The organism is Niallia endozanthoxylica (genome assembly GCF_008710145.1).
In the GTDB taxonomy this organism is placed as follows: domain Bacteria; phylum Bacillota; class Bacilli; order Bacillales; family Cytobacillaceae; genus Bacillus_BD; species Bacillus_BD endozanthoxylica.
Window position 1 is genome coordinate 20,167 of the sequence record NZ_VYKL01000018.1, and the last position, 18,951, is coordinate 39,117.

Sequence of the window (18,951 nt, forward strand, 5' to 3'; positions counted from 1 at the left end):
TATTAAAAAAGGCCTATTATTTCATTGAGGATAGATGAAAGGTAGGTCTTATTTATGTTGAATCGAAAATTAAGTGTCGAAGAAGATTTCCAACTGATTTCTGAGGAATTAACAAAAATCTTTAATTCTAACTACCTTGATAAACTTGCCAGAAAAGAATTATTTCTTAAACGCGCCAGAAAGCTTAGTCCACTTGATTTCGTCTCCCTTTGCGTTTTTTTTAATCATCATTCTGGGACAAAATCCTTAACTCAATTATGTGCTGTCCTCGCTTCAACGCGAAATGTCTCTCTTAGTACAGAGGGGTTAAACCTGCGATATTGTAAAGAGGGAGTCAATTTATTGAAGAAAGTCTTCCAAGAGCTCTTTACTAAAGACTTTTTATCTCATTCACTTCCAAATTTATATTATCCTGATATTTTGCGGATCCGGATCTTAGATTCATCAGGTTTTGAACTCCCATGTCTATTCGCAGAAAAGTATGTGGGATATCATAAATCAGGGGTTAAGATTCAGCTGGAGTATGAGCTATTAAGCGGAGAATTTCTTCATTGTGTTGTACAAAATGGCAGAGATAGTGATATGGCGTTTGGCCCCACGCTAATCAGTACTATACAAAAAAAGGACTTAATTATGCGTGACTTAGGCTATTTGTCATTTGATGAATTAGAACAAATAGACAAAAAGGAAGCTTATTATATTTCAAGGTTAAGACCTCAAATTGTTATCTATGTAAAGGATGAATGGGGGCAATTCATTAAGCTAGATTTACAAGGAGTAATGAAAGAAATGGATATTGGTGAAGTAAGAGAAATAGAAAATATCTATGTAGGCAAAAAAAAGTTAAAGATTCCCCGTTTGATTTTATGTAAATTAACAGATGAACAGACAAAACAAAGGCTTGAGAGAAGAAAAAAACAACAAAGTAAAAAAGGTGTGAAATATTCACACCAAACGCTTAACCTATCTAGGTTAAGCACCCTCATAACTAATATACCACAACAAAGTATTCCGAAGGAAGAATTACAATCTTTCTATTCACTTCGCTGGCAAATAGAGCTATTATTTAAAACTTGGAAATCACTTTTCCATATTCACGAGGTAAAGAAAATGAAAGTGGAACGATTTGAGTGTCATTTATATGGAACTTTCATTGCATTACTCATCACTTCTACCTTAGCTTTTAAAATCAGAGAACTACTCTATATGAAGAAAAGAAAGGAAATTAGTGAATATTTAGCTATATCAATTATAAGACAATTTATAACAGCGCTTCACAAAGCAATCTTGGAGGGAGTAGATGCAATACTTGATCCAATCGAGATCATGTTAGACCAAATTGAAAAAAACGGAATTAAATCACACCGTTACAAGAAAAAATCCCCATTCGATATACTTTGCATTGCCTACAACAAGAGTAAAAGGGACGCTGCTTAACAGTTAAATAACAAGCTGGTTTGGTGAAAATATTAAGTGGAAATTTAAAAAGTCTATTCAATAGGCTTATTTGAGTATGCTTAATTTAACAATCGTGTATAAATAAACATAAAAAATGACAGGAGGTAAAAAACTCACTGTCATTTTTTATTAACTTGATGGCTATGGTGCTAAGCACCTTCTTTTGGTTTGTTCATAGTTTGTTCATAATTTCCATATAAGCTAATTAATAGATTAAATAGTATTAATCATATATTTATATATAAGCTAGATTATGTAATAATGGTTTGCTAGAAGGTAGGTGCTTAATTAATGAAACAAAAAGTTCAAGGTATTTCTCAAAAATATATTGGCTTTTTCTTTTTGGCCGTCATTCTTCTTTGGATGAAAACATATGTTACCCAATTAACTCAATTTGACTTAGAAATTCAAAACTTTATTCAACAGTTTCTATTATTTATTAATCCATTAGGTTCAGCGTTACTATTTTTAGGATTCTCTGCTTTATTTAAAGGGAGAAAAAAATATATTGCACTGATTGTGATAGATTTTCTTTTATCGTTCTTATTGTTTGCCAATGTGGTATACTATCGATTCTTTAATGATTTCATTACGTTGCCAACATTGACTCAGACACAAAACTTTGGCGATGTCAGCGGAAGTGTGTCAACTTTATTGAAACCATATGATTTCTTATTTTTTATTGATCTTATTCTATTAGTTGCATTACTTGTTTTTCGGATTGTGAAAATCGAGAAAATAGATATGCGCCGTCAAAAGGTGGCTGTTCTATTCTCAATGGTACTTGCCATTTCCTGTGCCAATCTCTCTTTAGCAGAGGTAGACCGTCCGCAATTATTAACAAGAGGATTTGACAGAAACTATATTGTTAAATATTTAGGTATGTACAATTATACTATTTACGATGCGGTGACAAGCACAAAGGCATCGGCGCAGCGTGTAATGGCTAGCAGCGACGATATCACTGATGTGAGGAACTATACCCATTCCCATTATGCAACGCCGAATCAGGTTTATTTTGGTGCAGCTAAAGGAATGAACGTCATTTATTTGCATTTGGAGTCAACTCAAAATTTCCTTATGAATTACAAGCTTAATGGGGAAGAAGTTACACCGTTTTTAAACTCGTTAACAAATGACGCCAATACCCTTTATTTTGATAATTTTTTCCATCAAACAGGTCAAGGGAAAACAGCAGATGCTGAGTTTATGCTTGAAAACTCTTTATATGGACTGCCGCAAGGTGCTGCCTTTACGACGAAAGGAATGAACACTTTCCAATCGGCTCCGGGAATTTTAGGTCAGCAGGGATATACTTCTGCGGTATTCCATGCTAATTCAGGAAGCTTTTGGAACCGCAATGAAATTTACAAATCATTTGGTTACGATAAATTTTTTGATAGTAACTACTATCAATTAAGTCAAGAAAATAAAGCGGAATATGGAATGGTGGATAAACCGTTCTATCAACAATCGACTGCATTATTGGAAACTTTGCCACAGCCGTTTTATGCGAAATTTATTCCGGTTGCAAACCATTATCCATATAAAATGGAGCAATCTCTAACGACCATCGCACCTGCTGCAACAGGCGATGCTTCAGTCGATGATTATTTCCAAACAGCCCGTTATGCGGACGAAGCGTTAAAAGAGTTCTTTGATTATTTAAAGCAAACTGGCTTACTTGACCGTTCCATTATTATTATGTACGGTGACCATTATGGAATATCCGAAAACCATAATAAAGCAATGGAAAAAGTGCTTGGAAAAGAAATTACTCCATTTGAAAGCGCAGGACTTCAGCGTGTGCCGTTATTTATTCGTGTACCTGGAATTCAAGGCGGGGTTAATCACGAATACGGCGGTCAGGTAGATATTCTTCCAACACTTCTTCATTTGTTAGGAAGTGATTCAAAACAATACGTTCAATTCGGTACGGATTTACTGTCTGAACAGCACGATGATCTTGTGCCATTCCGAAATGGCGACTATGTAAGTCCAACTATTACAGCTGTTGGTGACAAGTATTATGATTCAACAACTGGTTTAGAGCTGCCTGAGGACAAGTTAGAAGAAGCGAAAAAGTACCACGAAATTGTGGACCAAAAGCTGGCGATGTCGGATAAAGTAGTTAATGGTGACTTATTGCGCTTCTACACACCTGAAGGCTTTAAGCCAATTGATCGGACAAAGTATGACTATAATGAAAAAACTGTAAGTACATCCAAATAAATAAATAAAGAAGGCTGCTTGGGTTTTAACTCAGGCAGCCTTCTTTTATATTTGGCTCTGTTAAAGATTGTTGTTGATAATTTGATTTATAGGAACTTATGTTCCAAAATGGGTTTAACTATATAAAAGTTGTTGATGATCGTGAGAGCAACTGATATTCTTAAAGCCATTCAAAAACTAAATCCAGTAGAAAAACACCGACTACGAGAGTGTTTAATTGTTGCGCTTACTGCATCTTTCTCGACAGTAGCTTTTCTGAGCAGTTTCTTTGACATAGTTATTGGCATTTATGTTTAGGGGAGGAATACGATTGTAGACAAACTTGTGGAGGAGGCTCTGAAGAGGTCTTTTTTATTTCTCTATTTTAAGAATTAATTCTCAATAACATCTAGCATTAAGTTGGCAGCTTTTTTTCCAACTGATGTATTCCAAATTACATCATCTACTTTATGTACCTTGCCTTGTTTGGCAACTTTAAGCCATGAAAGTTCATAGGAGAAAATTAAACCTTAGAGAAACAAAGTGACCACTTTTTAGTGGTCACTTTGTTTTGGGTTTGACTATAGAGCAATTAATAAAATTTCCGAACTTAAGTTTTTTGCCCAAGGCTGTACGTACTTTTTTGTCTTTGTAGATTACACAAAATGACAGTTTATTACAAATGTGGGGGTATTCAATTATTCGTATAATATAGATTTTACAAATTGTATATAATATACCTGTTATATACAGATAAGAAAGTATGTACAAACGTATAAATGACAATTCTCAATTCCAAGCCGATGGCCTGTTCAAAGGGCTCGTGTTACTATGAACTCAAGAAATCAGTCTGCCTTCAGAATGGAACCTTAGCTCATCGCTTAATTTCTAACGAAATTTGAAGCGGGAGATTCCGTTAAGTGTGGTAAGGGACTTTGACTTAATGGATGATTGAGACCCAACCACACCACCAATGTTTTCATGCGAAAAGTGTGGGGGAGAAATGTATCCGGAGTATTATAAAGGTGTACATTCATAGAGTACAACAAAATATCGGATATTCGCTAAACAGAAAAGGACCGGGCGGTTTTTTTGCCCGGTTTTTCTTATTTACAATTATTAAGCTTAAAAAACTGAATATGAGCGGATGATGGTTATGAGAGAGTGCGATGCGACAAGCCACCGAAGGTGCAAGTTTCAAAACCACAATTTGATGTAATTCTGGAAAGCACGTTTATAAAATGACACCAAAGGGGAAGACTCTCTTAAAATGGAGTTGAACTCCCAGTTTTAACGAAGATCATGAATGGGTAGGATCAGTCAATCAAGTTTAAATGGTGTTCTTTCGAAGGTAAAGCATATTCCGGATGAAGATTGCTTGATGAGTCACAAAAAGTTAAGGAGAGAAAAAAATGACTGCTAAAATCATCAACGGAAAAGAAATTGCCGCAAAAAAAAGAATAGAAATCGGCGAAGAAGTTAAACAGCTTAAAGCTAAGGTTGTAATTCCTGGATTGGCAGTGATTCTTGTCGGAAATAACCACGCCTCCCGGACTTACGTAAACATTAAACAAAAAGCATGTGAAGAACTTGGAATGTACTCCTTATTAATTGAAATGCCTGAAGAAACAAAAGAGGAAGAATTGTTGGCAAAGATTGAAGAATTGAATGGGGACCCAAAAATCCACGGCATTTTGGTTCAGCTTCCGCTTCCAAAACACATTGATGAAAAAAAAGTTATTGAAACAATAATTCCTGCAAAGGATGTTGACGGCTTTCATCCAATCAATATCGGCAGAATGATGACGGGCCAAAATGCCTTCCTCCCTTGCGCACCATATGGGATTATGGTATTACTGGAAGAGTCCGGAATTTCTGTTTCCGGTAAAAATGCTGTGGTGGTTGGAAGAAGCAATATTGTTGGAAAACCGATTGGACAATTATTGCTGAACCAGAATGCCACCGTTACCTATTGTCACTCTAAAACGAAGGATTTAAAATTACATACGACGCAGGCGGATATTTTGATTGTTGATGTCAGAATAGCAAACTTTATCAAAGCAGAACACATAAAAGAAGGTGCTATTGTCATTGATGTCGGGATTAACCGCAATGAAGCCGGCAAGCTTTGCGGAGATGTTGCCTTTGATGAGGTGAGTGAAAAGGCGGGATATATTACCCCTGTTCCAAAAGGGGTCGGCCCGATGACAATAACCATGCTGATGTATAATACATTAAAATCTGCCAAAGAAAGCCTAAGATAATGTAAATGTGAAAGCTGCTGTCCTTTCTATCATGATATTAAGTCCTACCCGCACCTCGTGCCCTTTTGCAGCTAAAAAAATAAAAGTAGTCACGTAAGGTTCTACGTGACTACTTTTATTTGAAAAAAAGAACAAACAGACTATTTTTATTTATACATCCTGGAATCGTTAGATTTTTCACTGTTCAAATGGTCGACGAGTTAGCTTGCCAACTCCCCTAAATGGACAAGCTCTTTCCATGCGCTGGTCATTGACTGGAACAAATCAGCAGAAATCGTGAAATCCAACAAAGGCGGTTTTCAAGTTACTGCATATTTAGGACCATCGCATAATATCATTCCGATTTCTAAATCTGGATAGTTGTCATAGCACTTAACTTTATTAATTTAATGTTTGGAAAGAATTCTCCGTAAATACAACAGGTGTCCAAGATTATTTACAATCTAACTCATAACGAAAAGCTAAATGTTATTGATAAAGGAAAGATAACTCGATTAAAATACAAATCTTTAACTTCAACATATAGATTATCAAAATCGACTTTAAAACTTTTAAATGCTGTTAGTATTGTTTTTGTTTCGAACCATGTATAGTCAAAGCAATTAATTTAATACTTAAGTAATAAATTGAACGTTGTGAGTATGGGGAAGTAAGGAAAAAAGTTAATAAATTATTCGTATAATCCATATTTTACGAATAGATGAAAAGTTAATTAGATCTCTGTTATAATAAAAGGAAATATTTGGAGGTTATTGGCCATTGAGTAAGAATATAGAAAAGATTATTACTGACGTTTTAACGGAAAAATTATCTCCATTTTTAATCATCTTATTTGGTTCAACCGTTAAAGGAAACATTCATCAAAGTAGTGATATTGATGTTGCTTTTCTTAGCGATAATAAGGTTGCTGACCCATATGAGATATTCTTGATAGCTCAGGAACTTGCCTCCATACTTCATCAAGATGTTGATCTGGTTGATTTAAGTCAGGCCAGCACAGTATTCCAAGCCCAAATAGTAAGTACCGGAAAAGTAATTTATTGTACAGATGAATATAAGAAAGCTCAATTTGAGATGAAAGCCTTAAAGTTATACGCTAAATTAAATGAAGAACGTTCTCCCATACTAAAAAATATTGAGGAAAGTGGGACAATATATGAAAAATGACGTTATTCTCAATAAAATCAGCATTATTGAGCGCTGTATGAAACGGATACATGAAGAATACGCTAATGATCCTGAGCATTTGAAAAATTTCACTAAACAAGATTCGATCATATTAAATCTTCAACGAGCTTGTGAAGCTAGTATTGACCTAGCTATGCATATTGTTGCTGAGAAAAAATTAGGACTGCCTCAAACTAGTCGTGATGCATTTACCATATTGGAAACAGAAGGAATCATTCCCTCATCCCTTTCAAAAAAGATGCAAGCAATGGTTGGGTTTAGAAATATCGCTGTTCATGATTATCAAGAAATTAATTTGCTCATTCTACAAAAAATTATAGAAAACCATTTAGTAGACTTTATGCAGTTTACTAAAACCATTCTTACATATTAAGAGAAAGATTCGATAAGCGATCTAGTTTACGCTACTGATTCGAGGTGAAAATGATTGATTGATTATTTAAAATTTGATAACGAAACACCCGCAAACTCGTGACTTCAGTCGTGAGTTAGGGTGTTTTTTTGTTCAATAAAGGTATTTTTTCTAAATAAGCGCGCTATCTAATGGCAAACATCAGTTCTGTTTGGTAAAATAAGACTATCAGATAAAAGGAGGTGTTTGTTATGGCAAAGAAGACCGTTGAACAACGGAATAAAGAACTGGCAAAACAAGGTTTGAAACTACATCTTTATGGGATGGAAGTTCGAGCCATGACAACACCAAAACAGCATGAATTAATCGTGCAGTCTGTTGGGTGCGCTCGTTTTACTTATAATTTTTATTTGAATGAAAAAAAAGAAGTGTATCGGGAAACAGGTGAAACGTTAAACTACGGTGAATTCAAAAAGGCATTTCTTAGTTTAAAAGACCATCCTGAATTTAAATGGTTAAAAGTGCCTGATAAATTTGCTTTAGAATGTGCAATGGAACAGGTGGATGATGCATTTGACCGATTTTTTAAAGGTCAAAACGGCTATCCAAAGTTCAAATCAAAACACCAATCTAAACAAAGCTATTCTACAAAAGAAACAAATGGAAATATTAAATTAGATATGGAAAACCAACATATTCAATTACCTAAATTGGGTTGGGTAAAAGTAAAATTTTCTAAAAAGCAGCGTCTGTTGTTTAAGAAAAATGGAATAAAAGGTAAAATCAAAGGGGCTACTGTGTCTATTCACAGTGGCGGTCAAACGCATATTTCATTAAAATTGGAAGAAACAATTCCATTGGAGAATGAAATCGATTGGACCACGATTCCTTCAGATAAAGTCATCGGTTGTGACCTTGGGTTAACCCACTTTTTAATTGACTCTAATGGGAATAAAGTCGATAATCCTCAGTTTTTAAAGAATTACCTGTATAAATAGGCAAAATTACAATGTAGATTAAAAAACAAAAAGAAAGGCTCTTCTAATTATAAAAAGTTACAACGAAAGATTGCGAAACTTCACTTAAAAATTGCCAATACGCGTAAAGATTTTTTGCATCAACAATCTAGAAAACTGGTCAACGAAAACCAAGTGATCGTGTTGGAAGATTTGAATGTAAAAGGAATGATTCAAAATAAAAAGTTAGCACGTAGTATTGCGGATGTCAGTTGGGCTACTTTTGTTACCTATGTTACGTATAAAGCTGCTTGGGACAATAAAAAAGTGGTTCCAATCGACCGTTTCTTTGCTTCCTCCAAGCAATGTAATGGTTGTAAGGAGAAAAACACTTTATTATCCCTTTCAGACCGTATTTGGGTATGTTCGAATTGTGGTCAGGAACACGACCGGGATATCAATGCAGCAGTTAATATAAAAGAGGAAGGTATTCGCATTTTACGAGCATCCAAAAGTGCTTAGTTTTATCCTCTACCGCGGGAATCGCGGGGTGTGCCTGTCAGCATCATGTGTGCTGTTTGTCGAGCATTTGGACAATGGAGAGAGTGTAAGACGTTCGTAATGGGATGCCGTTCTCTGTGAAGCAGGAATTTCGTGACTAGCTTCAGGTCAAATAGTCGAGTCCTTTCAGTCTGCAGGACTGTTAGAAACTCGCGACTTTAGTCGTGAGAGGTTCATGTGATGTTGATGGATGATGTTATCGCGAGTGTTGATTTAAAACCTAACGGGAGCGATAAACCATATGTTATCAACTATATTACAGGCTTTAATAAGCAATTTTCACCTTATCTAGAGGGCTATATTACTAAAGATGAGCTAGAAAGATGGTTGAAGTGGCGTGTGTTTCCCGAAACAAGAGTAAATGCCGATGAATTACTTGCTGCACTGGGCTTAAATAGCTACAATCGCTGGGCTATTGTCCGTAAAACACATGGTGTCATGGCTGATGATGAAATATGGTTACGTTTTAAGGGTGAAACATTAAAGCATCGTGATGTATGTTTGCGGAAATATCTTTATTATCCAGAGGAACAAAAATAAATAACCTCCCCCCTTCCAGGTGTGAGTGGGATTCAATCAATTAAATAACATAATTAAATTATGGTAAACTATTCGTAAAAATTGTATTATACGAATAGTTGTTTCTGTTTGATTATGGTTAATCATATAATTTATATAATCATCTTCCTCTCGTTTTCAGCAGAAAAAATAATGAGGTGTCAAAATAGCAATAACCAAGGACGTTTCTTTAATAGAAGAACGTCCTTTTATCATCTATATAAAAAATTTGTTTTTTTATAAAAGTTTTATTTATTAAAACTAATAATCCTTTTGTACGCAACTATCGTTATCATAATGATACTAAAGTAGAATAGTTTTCATATCATCATTTTAATATAATATGATTAATCTGAATTTTTGAATATTATATGATAAGAAAAGGAGTAACATAATGACTAACGCTATCTATACTTTTATTTGGTTATTTGCTTTATGGAAATGGGGTGATTGGAAGAATTGGCATAAGTATTATCCAACCCTTCTGTTTTTTATGATAGGAGATTTTCTATATTTATATTTGCTGTCAGACCATTACCCCATGTGGAAATACAATCCGTCAGATGGTGATGGTAAATTAGGCTTAACTAATACTCACATAACTCTATCGATTATGCTTATTAAATATCCGGCAACAACCATCATTTTTTTAACGCACTTTCCTGAGCATAAATTTCTAAAACAGGTATTATACATAGCCTTTTGGGTTATTTTATATTCTTTTAACGAACTGATGGATCTATACTTTCATCTTATAAAATACTATAATGGCTGGAATTTAATATGGTCGATTCTTTTTAACGTGGTCATGTTCACCAGCTTAGCTATTCATCACCGAAAACCGCCATTTGCTTGGGTGATTTCAATAATATTTATCTTATTCTTATGGCATCAATTTGATGTTCCTCCTACCGTTTTTAGATAATATAGAGGACGGAACCTCTGATGATTTATTTCTGTATAAAACTATTGAAAGATATTGAAAATTGTAAATGCTTACCTCTATTTTTACGAAATCATACGAAGGTGAAAAGAAATTGTTAAGATTATTAAAGTTAATAATATCTTATAGTAATATTTCTTCTATATAATATAAGACAAATGGTTGGTAAGCCATTGAGATATTTCTTTAATAAATGGATAAGATCAACCAGATACTCTATCGGGTTGATTTTTTTTTGTGCGATTTAGTTATCAAAACATCGTTTTAGAAAAAAAGGAGAAAGCGATATACTTCCTCCTTAATCCCAATCCTTAAACTTCTGAAGGATTTGTTCTTTCTTTTTTTTTAAAAAATGATTTTTTGTTGCTGTCTTTCTTTTGTTTTTGCAGTTCGTAGGAGCTTGCAAAGCCAATCAAGGTTAAACCGGCAATGATAAGGTAACCCGACCATGGGAAGTTGCCCCAGTATGGTTTAGTCTGTAATAAGACGTTCAGTAACAATACACTGATACCGACTACCGTTTTTAGTTAATATAGAGGACGGAACCTCTGATGATTTATTTTTGTATAAAATCATTGAAAAATATTGAAAATTGTAAATGCTTACCTCTATTTTTACGAAATCATATGAAGGTGAAAAGAAATTGTTAAGATTATTAAACTCAATAATATCTTATAGTAATATTTCTTCTATATAATATAAGACAAATGGTTGGTAAGCCATTGAGATATTCCTTTAATAATATTGATGAAATCAATCAGATGTTCTTTCTGGTTGATCTTTTTTTTTCGCGATTTAGTTATTAAAACATCGTTTAAGAAAAAAAGAAGGAGAAAGTGATGTACTTTCTCCTTAATCCCAATCCTTAAATTTCTGAAGGATTTGTTCTTTCTTTTTTTGGAAAAATGATCTTTTGTTGCTGTCTTTCTTTTGTTTTTGCAGTTCGTAGGAGCTTGCAAAGCCGATCAAGGTTAAACCGGCAATGATGAGGTAGCCCCACCACGGGAAGTTGCCCCAGTATGGTTTAGTCTGTAATAAGACGTTCAGTAACAGTACGCTGATGCCGACAAAGAAATAGGCTTTAATGCGAAAATGCATGCCGCTTAAGATGGCCCCTAGTGACAAGACTCCGATAATAATCGCATCATAAATCGTATTACTGTATAGTGCGTCGATTACAAGAGTAATGGTGACTATGAGGAGTACGACTAATTGAATCACCCTCATCATCTTTTTATAATCCTTCCACGTATGTGTGCTTAAGAATATGGTTAATACGATGAATGGCAGGGTGTATAGCTCTGTTTCAATGTATTGATTCGTTTCGAACTCTGCTAATGTAATGTAGTACGGTAACAATACGGAAATGGCTGTAATGGTTTTGACAATCATTTTCTCTACAATCGATGTAAATCGATTAATTAGGCTATAGAAGAAATAAACAATTAATAAAGAAGGAAGCAGCTTTAGCCATAATGGGTCGTCACTGTGAATAATGACAAACAGCATCCATACATATATACTCGAAATCACTGTGTACCAATCAATTTGCAGCGGCTTGATTGAAACTAGTCTTGCAAAAGCGTAACGGCCGAATAGATGAAGTGCCAGAAAAGCTACTAAGACAAGGCCGATTTTCATCCACTTTTCGCAAAAAGAAAGAGTAACGGTTAAGTATACGGTTGAGAGTAATAAGGGAATGATCGTATACATTTTCCAGCTTCTGCGATGAAGTAAAAATAAGATGAAAACCGTATAGATAACCACTAATACTAGATTGAAAGGTTCAAGCTCATTTACGAATGGAATGAAAATCAACAGTCCTAAACAAGATTGTGGCACTAAATACCAATCGATCCGTTTTTTCCACGTATCATTCCCAAGCAACCATACAATTGAAATAATTCCCGAGACAAGGATAAATAAGTGTTCCCCTCTAAATAATTGATCCCAGTGATAAAAGCGGATTGTAACAGAAATAAAAAGTGGCAGGGTGCTGAAGCCTGCATATAAAAATAATTTTATTTCCCATTCCTTTACTCGAGTTAACGCACTGTAAAGATAAGGCACCATTCCGATTAAAAGAATCGCAGGCTGTAATTTTGCAAAGAAAATATAAAAGAGTGAAACGAGAAAGACTGGTACTAAAAAGGCATGGGCTGACCAGAAAAAATATGGCCTTAAATCATTTACTTTTCTGCCGATAAACTCATAAACGGCAAGTAATAAGACGGGAATCAGTAAGAAATGCATCACAGCTAACGTGTTATTGTTTTCAAGCTGAAAGACTTGCGCTAAAGAAGCGAAGAAGGCGATGGTCGTCACACTGACGAGCGTCCACAATCCTATAATCTTGACTTTGTATACAAGCAGAATGTAAAAAGCGATTCCAATGGCATAGATAGAAGATGTTAAGATTGGATGCTCAGAGCCCTCTAACAGAGTAGATAACATTCCAAGTGTGTAAAGTGCTGCAGCTATTATAAACGTATTTAAATCTAATGCATGCTGGTTTTTCGATTTCCAAACATAACTGACCGCCAACAAAAGCAATCCGCCTAGAGCTAAATGGCCCATGATTTCTACCTCGTAGCGGTAAACAGGTACATGTCGATCTAACCAATCGAATAGACAAATCCATGAACATACCCAAGCAACGGAGTAAACCCATGTGGATACCTTTTGCCATTTTTCGTTCAATGGGAATTTATAGGCCAAGAGAGCAACAAGCCCAAATGCGAAAAAGAGAATAGAAGCATGCATTAATTCTCTATTCCCTACAGCAACGAGAATCATGAGAATCATGGTAGCAACTGAGATGATGAAACTACTTGTTCTTATTGGGATTAAGTATGTAAAGCTATTTTTTAGATAAAAGACAAGAAACATAATCGTTGCAAAGGCAAACAGATATAAATCTACATAGTTGCCATTCACATGTTTAAAAAGAATATAATAACTCTGCAGGCCGGCTGTTAGTAGGAAAAAGGGTGCTAAAAAGCGGAAAATCCGCGGCTTCGCAATATTGGATAAGTAGACATAATTGATTGCAATAATGATATAAGCTGCAAACAACACAAGGGAATCTTCATCTGAGCGTAATAACAGCCCTTGAATACTAATAAATAGAAAGGCACAAAAGGAAATAATTGCGCTTGTAATTTGAAACATCCTTTTGAAATGGTTCTCTTTATCTGCATATTTTTGTACTAGTAAATAAAGAATCCCAATAAAGGCAAAGCCTATATAACGAATAGATTCCAGGTAGGTATTTTCGATTAATTGGTACATGCCATAAACAAAGAGCAGAGTGAAAATATAGTGATAATGTTTTGTTTTATTAACATAAACCATCGAAATATAGAGTGCTGCTGTCAATAAGATATTAAAGCTGTAAAGAATCGCATTTTCATAGAAAAATAGCATAAGTAAAGTGCTGACTATTAAATTTAATTGCGCATAAAGAGGCAATTCTTTCGTAAATAATTCCAAACGTTTATTTGTTTTCCACTTATAATAGCCGAACAATAACAGTGCATTATAAAGCATAATCCCGAGATAGAAAAAATCACGTGGTAAATAGGTCATTGAAAGTAAAAAGCCAACACTGATTGTGGCAGTTAAGTAGGAAAACCAGATAAATAAACGGTGTTTATATTGGGCTGCTAGATAGATGTAAAGCATCAAGCAGATACTACTGCCAATAAAACCAAATAAATATTTGCCTCCACCGTAAAAGGAAAGCCAGCTTCCCAGCAGTCCAAAAAATCCAATGGAAAGTATTGAGATGGGAAGAAATAAGCTTCCTAATGTCATAAACGCAAAAGCAGTCTTCTGAATGTGCAAATATCTATCTGCGACATAGCTGCTGACAAAAAATACACCCGATACCATAGAAACTAGTAGCACTTTAAACAGATTATTTAATGAACTCCATTTGCTGGTGCCAAAGACTAACCCGCCAATGAAGAGGAGAATAACACCAAGTATCAAAGCCCAAGTAATATTTCGTTCTCTTATTTGTTCTGCTGTCAGGGCTGTTTTTGTTTTGATTGGTTTTGGTTTTTCAAATTTAGGTTTTTTAAGGGCAGCAGACTCAATTATTTGTTGTTGTTCATCCAGCTCCTGTACATATTGATTGTACGCAAGGTGTATTTTTTGATAATCATCTTCATCAATATAGCTATTTTCCTTTAAATAACGTAATTCCTCCCTAAAAACTTGCCTTCGAGAATAGGGAACTTTTCTCTGCATCATATTTCCCTCCTTATGTTTTAATATTTCTTCTTCTTTCAAAATAGATCATTCGTTCACTATATTCTCTCTATTAAGATTATAGCAATCAAAAGAGGTAGTTGCTTATATCAGTAATAAATAGATGATACTTTTTTACAAAAGTATGGAAAAATCGTGATTTTCCTACCTCGATAAAGTAGAATGAGTGTGGTGATTTGAAAGGGGGGCATCCATTTTGCAGAAGAAAAAAACAGCGTTAATTGCTGGTGCCAGCGGTTTAGTAGGCACTGAATTGCTTCATTATTTACTTGAAGGACAAGAATATGATCAGGTAATCGCTATCGTACGATCTCCGTTAAACCTAAAGCATACAAAGTTAGAGGAAAAAATCATATCGTTTGATGACCTGGATACATACAAGGATAGGTTTGCGGTAGATGATGTGTATTGCTGCTTAGGAACGACAATTAAGAAAGCGAAGACGAAGGAATCTATGTACAAAATAGATGTGGAATATCCTGTTCAAATGGCCAAGCTGGCAAGTGAAAATGGAGCAAATCAATTCCTTATCGTCAGCTCGATGAATGCGAATCCTCATTCTTCGATTTGGTATGCGAAGATGAAAGGAGAGCTTGAAGAGAAAATTAGCAAGGTTCCATTCGAAAGTATCTCAATTATGCGGCCATCCTTATTATTAGGTGAACGAGATGAATTTCGGTTTGGGGAAAAAGCAGGTGAACTTGTTTTTACGATTTTCCCGTTTTTATTTATTGGTCCACTGAAAAAGTACAAGGCAATTCAAGGCAGGACCGTCGCTTTAGCTATGTATAAGATTGCTCAGATGAATAAGAAGGGTATTAGCATTTATCCTTCAGAGCAAATTGAACAGATTGCGGCTAGTAGATAGTTGGTTTTCTAATACTAACAGATATTGTACGGCATTTGGAGGAATATATGTTACATCAATCACTCGATAGCCGATACTCAAGTGCTGGGACAAGGTTTCAGCACAATTTTTTTGTATCGGTTCCATTGGTGCATGATAGCTTGTATGGACTTGCAATACCAAATTTGTATCCATTTGGCATTTTATGATTATCACATGCTTGCCCATCCAGGCCTGACCAATCAACATCGGCTGATTTCGATACCAAGGATACAATTTCTACACATCCTAACCCATATTTTAGGATATTTTATGAAAAATCAGCTGATTTCGTTCAAAAAGGACGTTTATTTATTACAAGAACTTTTTTTATGATCATCCGAAAAGATAAAACAAATAACACTATGTGCTAATTACACAATAAAATCATATCCTCGCCCCAATAATTTGCATAAACTTTAACATCTATCCACGTATATATTAGCCAAATAAAACACAATGCTAAAAGATGGATTAAAAATTAGGGAATACTTTTTCGAAAACTGGAGGCAACACATGTATGACAGCGTAAAATTAACAAAGGAATTTGTAAAACAAAAATTATCCGGTGATAGCTCAGGCCATGATTGGTGGCATATTGAACGTGTCTATGCAAACAGCTTACAAATCATGCACGAAACGACTGAAGCAGTACAAAAGGAAGTAATTGAACTGGCTGCTCTCCTGCATGATATCGCTGATTGGAAATTCCATGATGGGGATGAAACGATAGGACCAAAGATAGTAAGGGAATGGCTGGAATCACTGCAGGTTGACGAGGAAGTAATCACTCATGTCTGCCAAATCGTAAAAGATATTTCTTTCAAGGGTGCTAAAGTACAAGTTGCTATGAAAAGCTTGGAGGGACAAATTGTCCAGGATGCGGACCGATTAGATGCATTAGGAGCGATTGGTATTGCACGGACCTTTGCATACGGTGGATTAAGGGGGAGAGAACTATATAATCCATTAATTGAACCGAAAATACACGAAACAGCAGAAGATTATAAATCACAGCAAACAACCACGATTAATCATTTTTTCGAAAAACTCCTTTTACTTAGGGATAGAATGAACACACCAGCTGCGAAAAATCTTGCTAATGAAAGACATGAGTACATGGTAGAATTCCTAGAAAACTTTTTTCACGAAAGTCATCAAGAAAATTCCTTACATTATAAATGGTTATCCAAATATAGATGAAAGCACTAAGGGCTGTCCTAAGAGTAAAGGTTTCAGGTACCACTATTCAATAACTAGTATCACTTTACGTAAAATGGCAACTAGATATAAATAAAATTGGATGCTTGATATCTTATAGGACAGCCACTCTTTATCTTTTCATGAATCGTTCACAATCTTTCAGCCACTGCCATATGTATTGTTATTTTAATATATTATAATTTGGTAGAATACATTTTTCTAATAGTTAATGTAAAGGAGTTGAACGGGTTGTTAAATATGAGAAAGAACTTAAAAATTGTTCATATCGTAACAATAATGGCCATTATAGCTGTTCTATTTATGGGTATTATTGGTTTCTTCAGCACAAACAGAATGGCCAGTATGAATGATGATAACCGATTGCTGTACAATGAAAATTTAATTCCGCTTACACAAATAAGCAGTATGAGAGGAACTTTTTCCAATATAAGAATTAGTGTAAGAGATTATTCGACTAGACAGGATGTAAAGCTTCCAGACTCAATCCAAGCAGATTATAAAAAAATTACTGATTTAATTCATTCCTATAGCAGTTCTCGCGCTAATTATATTAAAAGCTCTCAAAATGATGAAGCGATGCATGTTAAAAATATTACAAAACAGCTTTCACTTTATCTATCAACATGGGAGGATGCCAAACAAGAAATTGATACTACCGGTATACTTTCTGATACTAAATTTGATGAGCTTGATTTAATTGGAACAGATTTATATGCTAGTCTGACTGCTTTAAAAGAAATGAATGAACAAGAAGCTAAATCCGCTAATAATAACAGTTTACAAACCTATGAAAGCAGCAATAAGACTATTTTCTACTTATTTAGTTCTGTTGCTATTATATTTGGATTCATTGTCGTAATCACTGTCATTTCTATCAAGCGTTCAGCAAAAGAAATGATTTCTCTGTTGAATACTGTGGCAAATGGAGATTTCACACTGAAAATTGATCAGGGTTATCAAAATGAATTTGGTCTAATGAAGAAAGCATTGGCGAATACTGTTGAGGATATTAAGACCATGATTCTTACAGTCAAAGAAAAATCGAAGCATATTGAATATCAGGCGGATAACTTAGGTATCGTTTTTGAAGAAATGTCAGCTGCCACTCAAAGTGTTTCTCAGTCTATTAATGAAGTAGCAAAGGGAACCAGCTCTCAATCAGAGAATTTAGCAGATATAACAACTATTTTGGATGACTTCCGAATGGAAATGGACAGCATCGTCATATCCATAAACAAAGTGGCTGAGAGTGCAGGGCATGTTGATGGAATGGCTAAGGATAGCAGTACAAAAATGACTGTTTTATCAGATTCCATCATTGAAGTAAATTCTGCTGCAAAAGCTTTAAAAGACAAAATATCAAACCTCGAATCCAGCATTAATAAAATTAGTAATATAACCAATCTTATTAATGGTATAGCAGACCAAACCAATTTATTAGCACTCAATGCTTCCATTGAAGCGGCTAGAGCAGGGGAAGCTGGTAAAGGATTTTCTGTTGTAGCTGAGGAAATCAGAAAACTAGCTGAACAAAGCAAGCTTTCATCAGAAAACATTCATAAACTGGTTGTTGAAATTTCCTTAGAAACGAAGGATATGGTTAATACATCAGATGATATGATTAAAGATGTAAATGATCAAATTGAAGTGACCAATACTTCAGTCATTTCCTTTAAAAACATTATTCGTGCGATTAACGACATTATTCCTAAAATGCAAAGCATTAATGGTTCAATGGGAAAACTGCAAACAAATCAAGGTGTCATCTTGGACAAACTGCAAGGTGCTTCGGCTGTAGCACAGGAAGTGGCTGCTTCAGCTGAAGAAATTTCTTCTTCCTCCCAACAAATGAATGCTTCTACAGAAGAAGTTTCCGCTTCAGCTAATCAATTAAGTGCTATAAGTAAGGATGTCATTGTTGAAATAGATAAATTTACGTTATAATACTTGAACATCATAGCTTACTACGTTTTACCATATACATATAAAAGAAGTTGATTCCTAGTTCTGTAGTGAATAAACTTCTTTTTTCTATATTTTGCAAAAAAACCATTGCCTTCCAGAATAGTTTCGCA

At 34.8% G+C, this 18,951-nt stretch carries 12 protein-coding genes and 2 pseudogenes; 12 read left to right on the plus strand and 2 right to left on the minus strand.

What is annotated here, in order from left to right; all coding sequences use genetic code 11:
• Positions 1-54: 54 nt before the first annotated feature.
• The 9 genes and pseudogenes from F4V44_RS11670 (at position 55) to F4V44_RS11720 (ending at position 10,473) form a co-directional block, all read left to right on the plus strand.
• A complete protein-coding gene (locus F4V44_RS11670; protein WP_150440200.1) occupies positions 55-1,437 on the plus strand; it encodes an IS4 family transposase in 1,383 nt (460 codons plus the stop codon).
• A 312-nt stretch (positions 1,438-1,749) separates the two neighbouring features.
• Positions 1,750-3,690, plus strand: a complete 1,941-nt coding sequence (locus tag F4V44_RS11675) for an LTA synthase family protein (protein ID WP_150440201.1) — start codon at positions 1,750-1,752, stop codon at positions 3,688-3,690.
• Positions 3,691-3,825: 135 nt separating this feature from the next.
• Positions 3,826-3,936 (plus strand): annotated as a pseudogene (locus F4V44_RS11680) (IS1595 family transposase); the annotation flags it as partial.
• 1,145 nt (positions 3,937-5,081) lie between these two features.
• Positions 5,082-5,933 carry a bifunctional methylenetetrahydrofolate dehydrogenase/methenyltetrahydrofolate cyclohydrolase FolD gene (gene folD / locus F4V44_RS11690; RefSeq protein ID WP_150440202.1) on the plus strand — a complete coding sequence of 284 codons (852 nt, stop codon included), beginning with the start codon at positions 5,082-5,084 and terminating at the stop codon, positions 5,931-5,933.
• 759 nt (positions 5,934-6,692) lie between these two features.
• The gene (gene mntA / locus F4V44_RS11695; protein ID WP_150440203.1) at positions 6,693-7,100 is read left to right on the plus strand and encodes a type VII toxin-antitoxin system MntA family adenylyltransferase antitoxin; all 408 of its coding nucleotides are present in this window, start codon (positions 6,693-6,695) and stop codon (positions 7,098-7,100) included.
• Positions 7,090-7,494 carry a type VII toxin-antitoxin system HepT family RNase toxin gene (hepT, locus tag F4V44_RS11700; protein ID WP_150440204.1) on the plus strand — a complete coding sequence of 135 codons (405 nt, stop codon included), beginning with the start codon at positions 7,090-7,092 and terminating at the stop codon, positions 7,492-7,494. Before mntA ends, hepT begins: the two co-directional genes overlap by 11 nt.
• A gap of 317 nt (positions 7,495-7,811) precedes the next feature.
• A pseudogene (locus tag F4V44_RS28130) lies at positions 7,812-8,951 on the plus strand (RNA-guided endonuclease TnpB family protein).
• A 219-nt stretch (positions 8,952-9,170) separates the two neighbouring features.
• Positions 9,171-9,530, plus strand: a complete 360-nt coding sequence (locus F4V44_RS11715) for a hypothetical protein (protein ID WP_150440406.1) — start codon at positions 9,171-9,173, stop codon at positions 9,528-9,530.
• 412 nt (positions 9,531-9,942) lie between these two features.
• Complete coding sequence (locus tag F4V44_RS11720; RefSeq protein ID WP_150440207.1) at positions 9,943-10,473, plus strand: CBO0543 family protein; 531 nt, start codon at positions 9,943-9,945, stop codon at positions 10,471-10,473.
• An 870-nt stretch (positions 10,474-11,343) separates the two neighbouring features.
• On the opposite strand, the gene F4V44_RS11725 is transcribed toward F4V44_RS11720, so the two are convergent.
• Positions 11,344-14,748: an SCO7613 C-terminal domain-containing membrane protein gene (locus F4V44_RS11725; protein ID WP_150440208.1), complete on the minus strand. Its 3,405-nt coding sequence runs from the start codon at positions 14,746-14,748 to the stop codon at positions 11,344-11,346.
• Positions 14,749-14,962: 214 nt separating this feature from the next.
• Here F4V44_RS11725 and F4V44_RS11730 point away from each other — a divergent pair, with 214 nt between their 5' ends.
• A complete protein-coding gene (locus tag F4V44_RS11730) occupies positions 14,963-15,634 on the plus strand; it encodes an oxidoreductase (RefSeq protein WP_150440209.1) in 672 nt (223 codons plus the stop codon).
• On the opposite strand, the gene F4V44_RS11735 is transcribed toward F4V44_RS11730, so the two are convergent.
• Positions 15,599-15,889, minus strand: a complete 291-nt coding sequence (locus tag F4V44_RS11735) for a hypothetical protein (protein WP_223881868.1) — start codon at positions 15,887-15,889, stop codon at positions 15,599-15,601. The two genes, F4V44_RS11730 and F4V44_RS11735, sit on opposite strands and share 36 nt — an antisense overlap.
• Positions 15,890-16,168: 279 nt before the next feature.
• On the opposite strand from F4V44_RS11735, the gene F4V44_RS11740 reads away from it, so the two are divergent.
• Both F4V44_RS11740 and F4V44_RS11745 read left to right on the plus strand, forming a co-directional pair.
• Positions 16,169-16,855: an HD domain-containing protein gene (locus F4V44_RS11740; RefSeq protein ID WP_150440210.1), complete on the plus strand. Its 687-nt coding sequence runs from the start codon at positions 16,169-16,171 to the stop codon at positions 16,853-16,855.
• A 258-nt stretch (positions 16,856-17,113) separates the two neighbouring features.
• A complete protein-coding gene (locus tag F4V44_RS11745) occupies positions 17,114-18,820 on the plus strand; it encodes a methyl-accepting chemotaxis protein (RefSeq protein ID WP_223881880.1) in 1,707 nt (568 codons plus the stop codon).
• Positions 18,821-18,951: the final 131 nt, after the last annotated feature.

Coding starts and splice junctions, on each gene's coding strand:
- F4V44_RS11670 (WP_150440200.1), top strand. CDS start 55: ATGTTGAATCGAAAATTAAGTGTCGAAGAAGATTTCCAACTGATTTCT.
- F4V44_RS11675 (WP_150440201.1), top strand. CDS start 1,750: ATGAAACAAAAAGTTCAAGGTATTTCTCAAAAATATATTGGCTTTTTC.
- folD (WP_150440202.1), top strand. CDS start 5,082: ATGACTGCTAAAATCATCAACGGAAAAGAAATTGCCGCAAAAAAAAGA.
- hepT (WP_150440204.1), top strand. CDS start 7,090: ATGAAAAATGACGTTATTCTCAATAAAATCAGCATTATTGAGCGCTGT.
- F4V44_RS11715 (WP_150440406.1), top strand. CDS start 9,171: ATGTTGATGGATGATGTTATCGCGAGTGTTGATTTAAAACCTAACGGG.
- F4V44_RS11720 (WP_150440207.1), top strand. CDS start 9,943: ATGACTAACGCTATCTATACTTTTATTTGGTTATTTGCTTTATGGAAA.
- F4V44_RS11725 (WP_150440208.1), bottom strand. CDS start 14,748: ATGATGCAGAGAAAAGTTCCCTATTCTCGAAGGCAAGTTTTTAGGGAG.
- F4V44_RS11740 (WP_150440210.1), top strand. CDS start 16,169: ATGTATGACAGCGTAAAATTAACAAAGGAATTTGTAAAACAAAAATTA.
- F4V44_RS11745 (WP_223881880.1), top strand. CDS start 17,114: ATGAGAAAGAACTTAAAAATTGTTCATATCGTAACAATAATGGCCATT.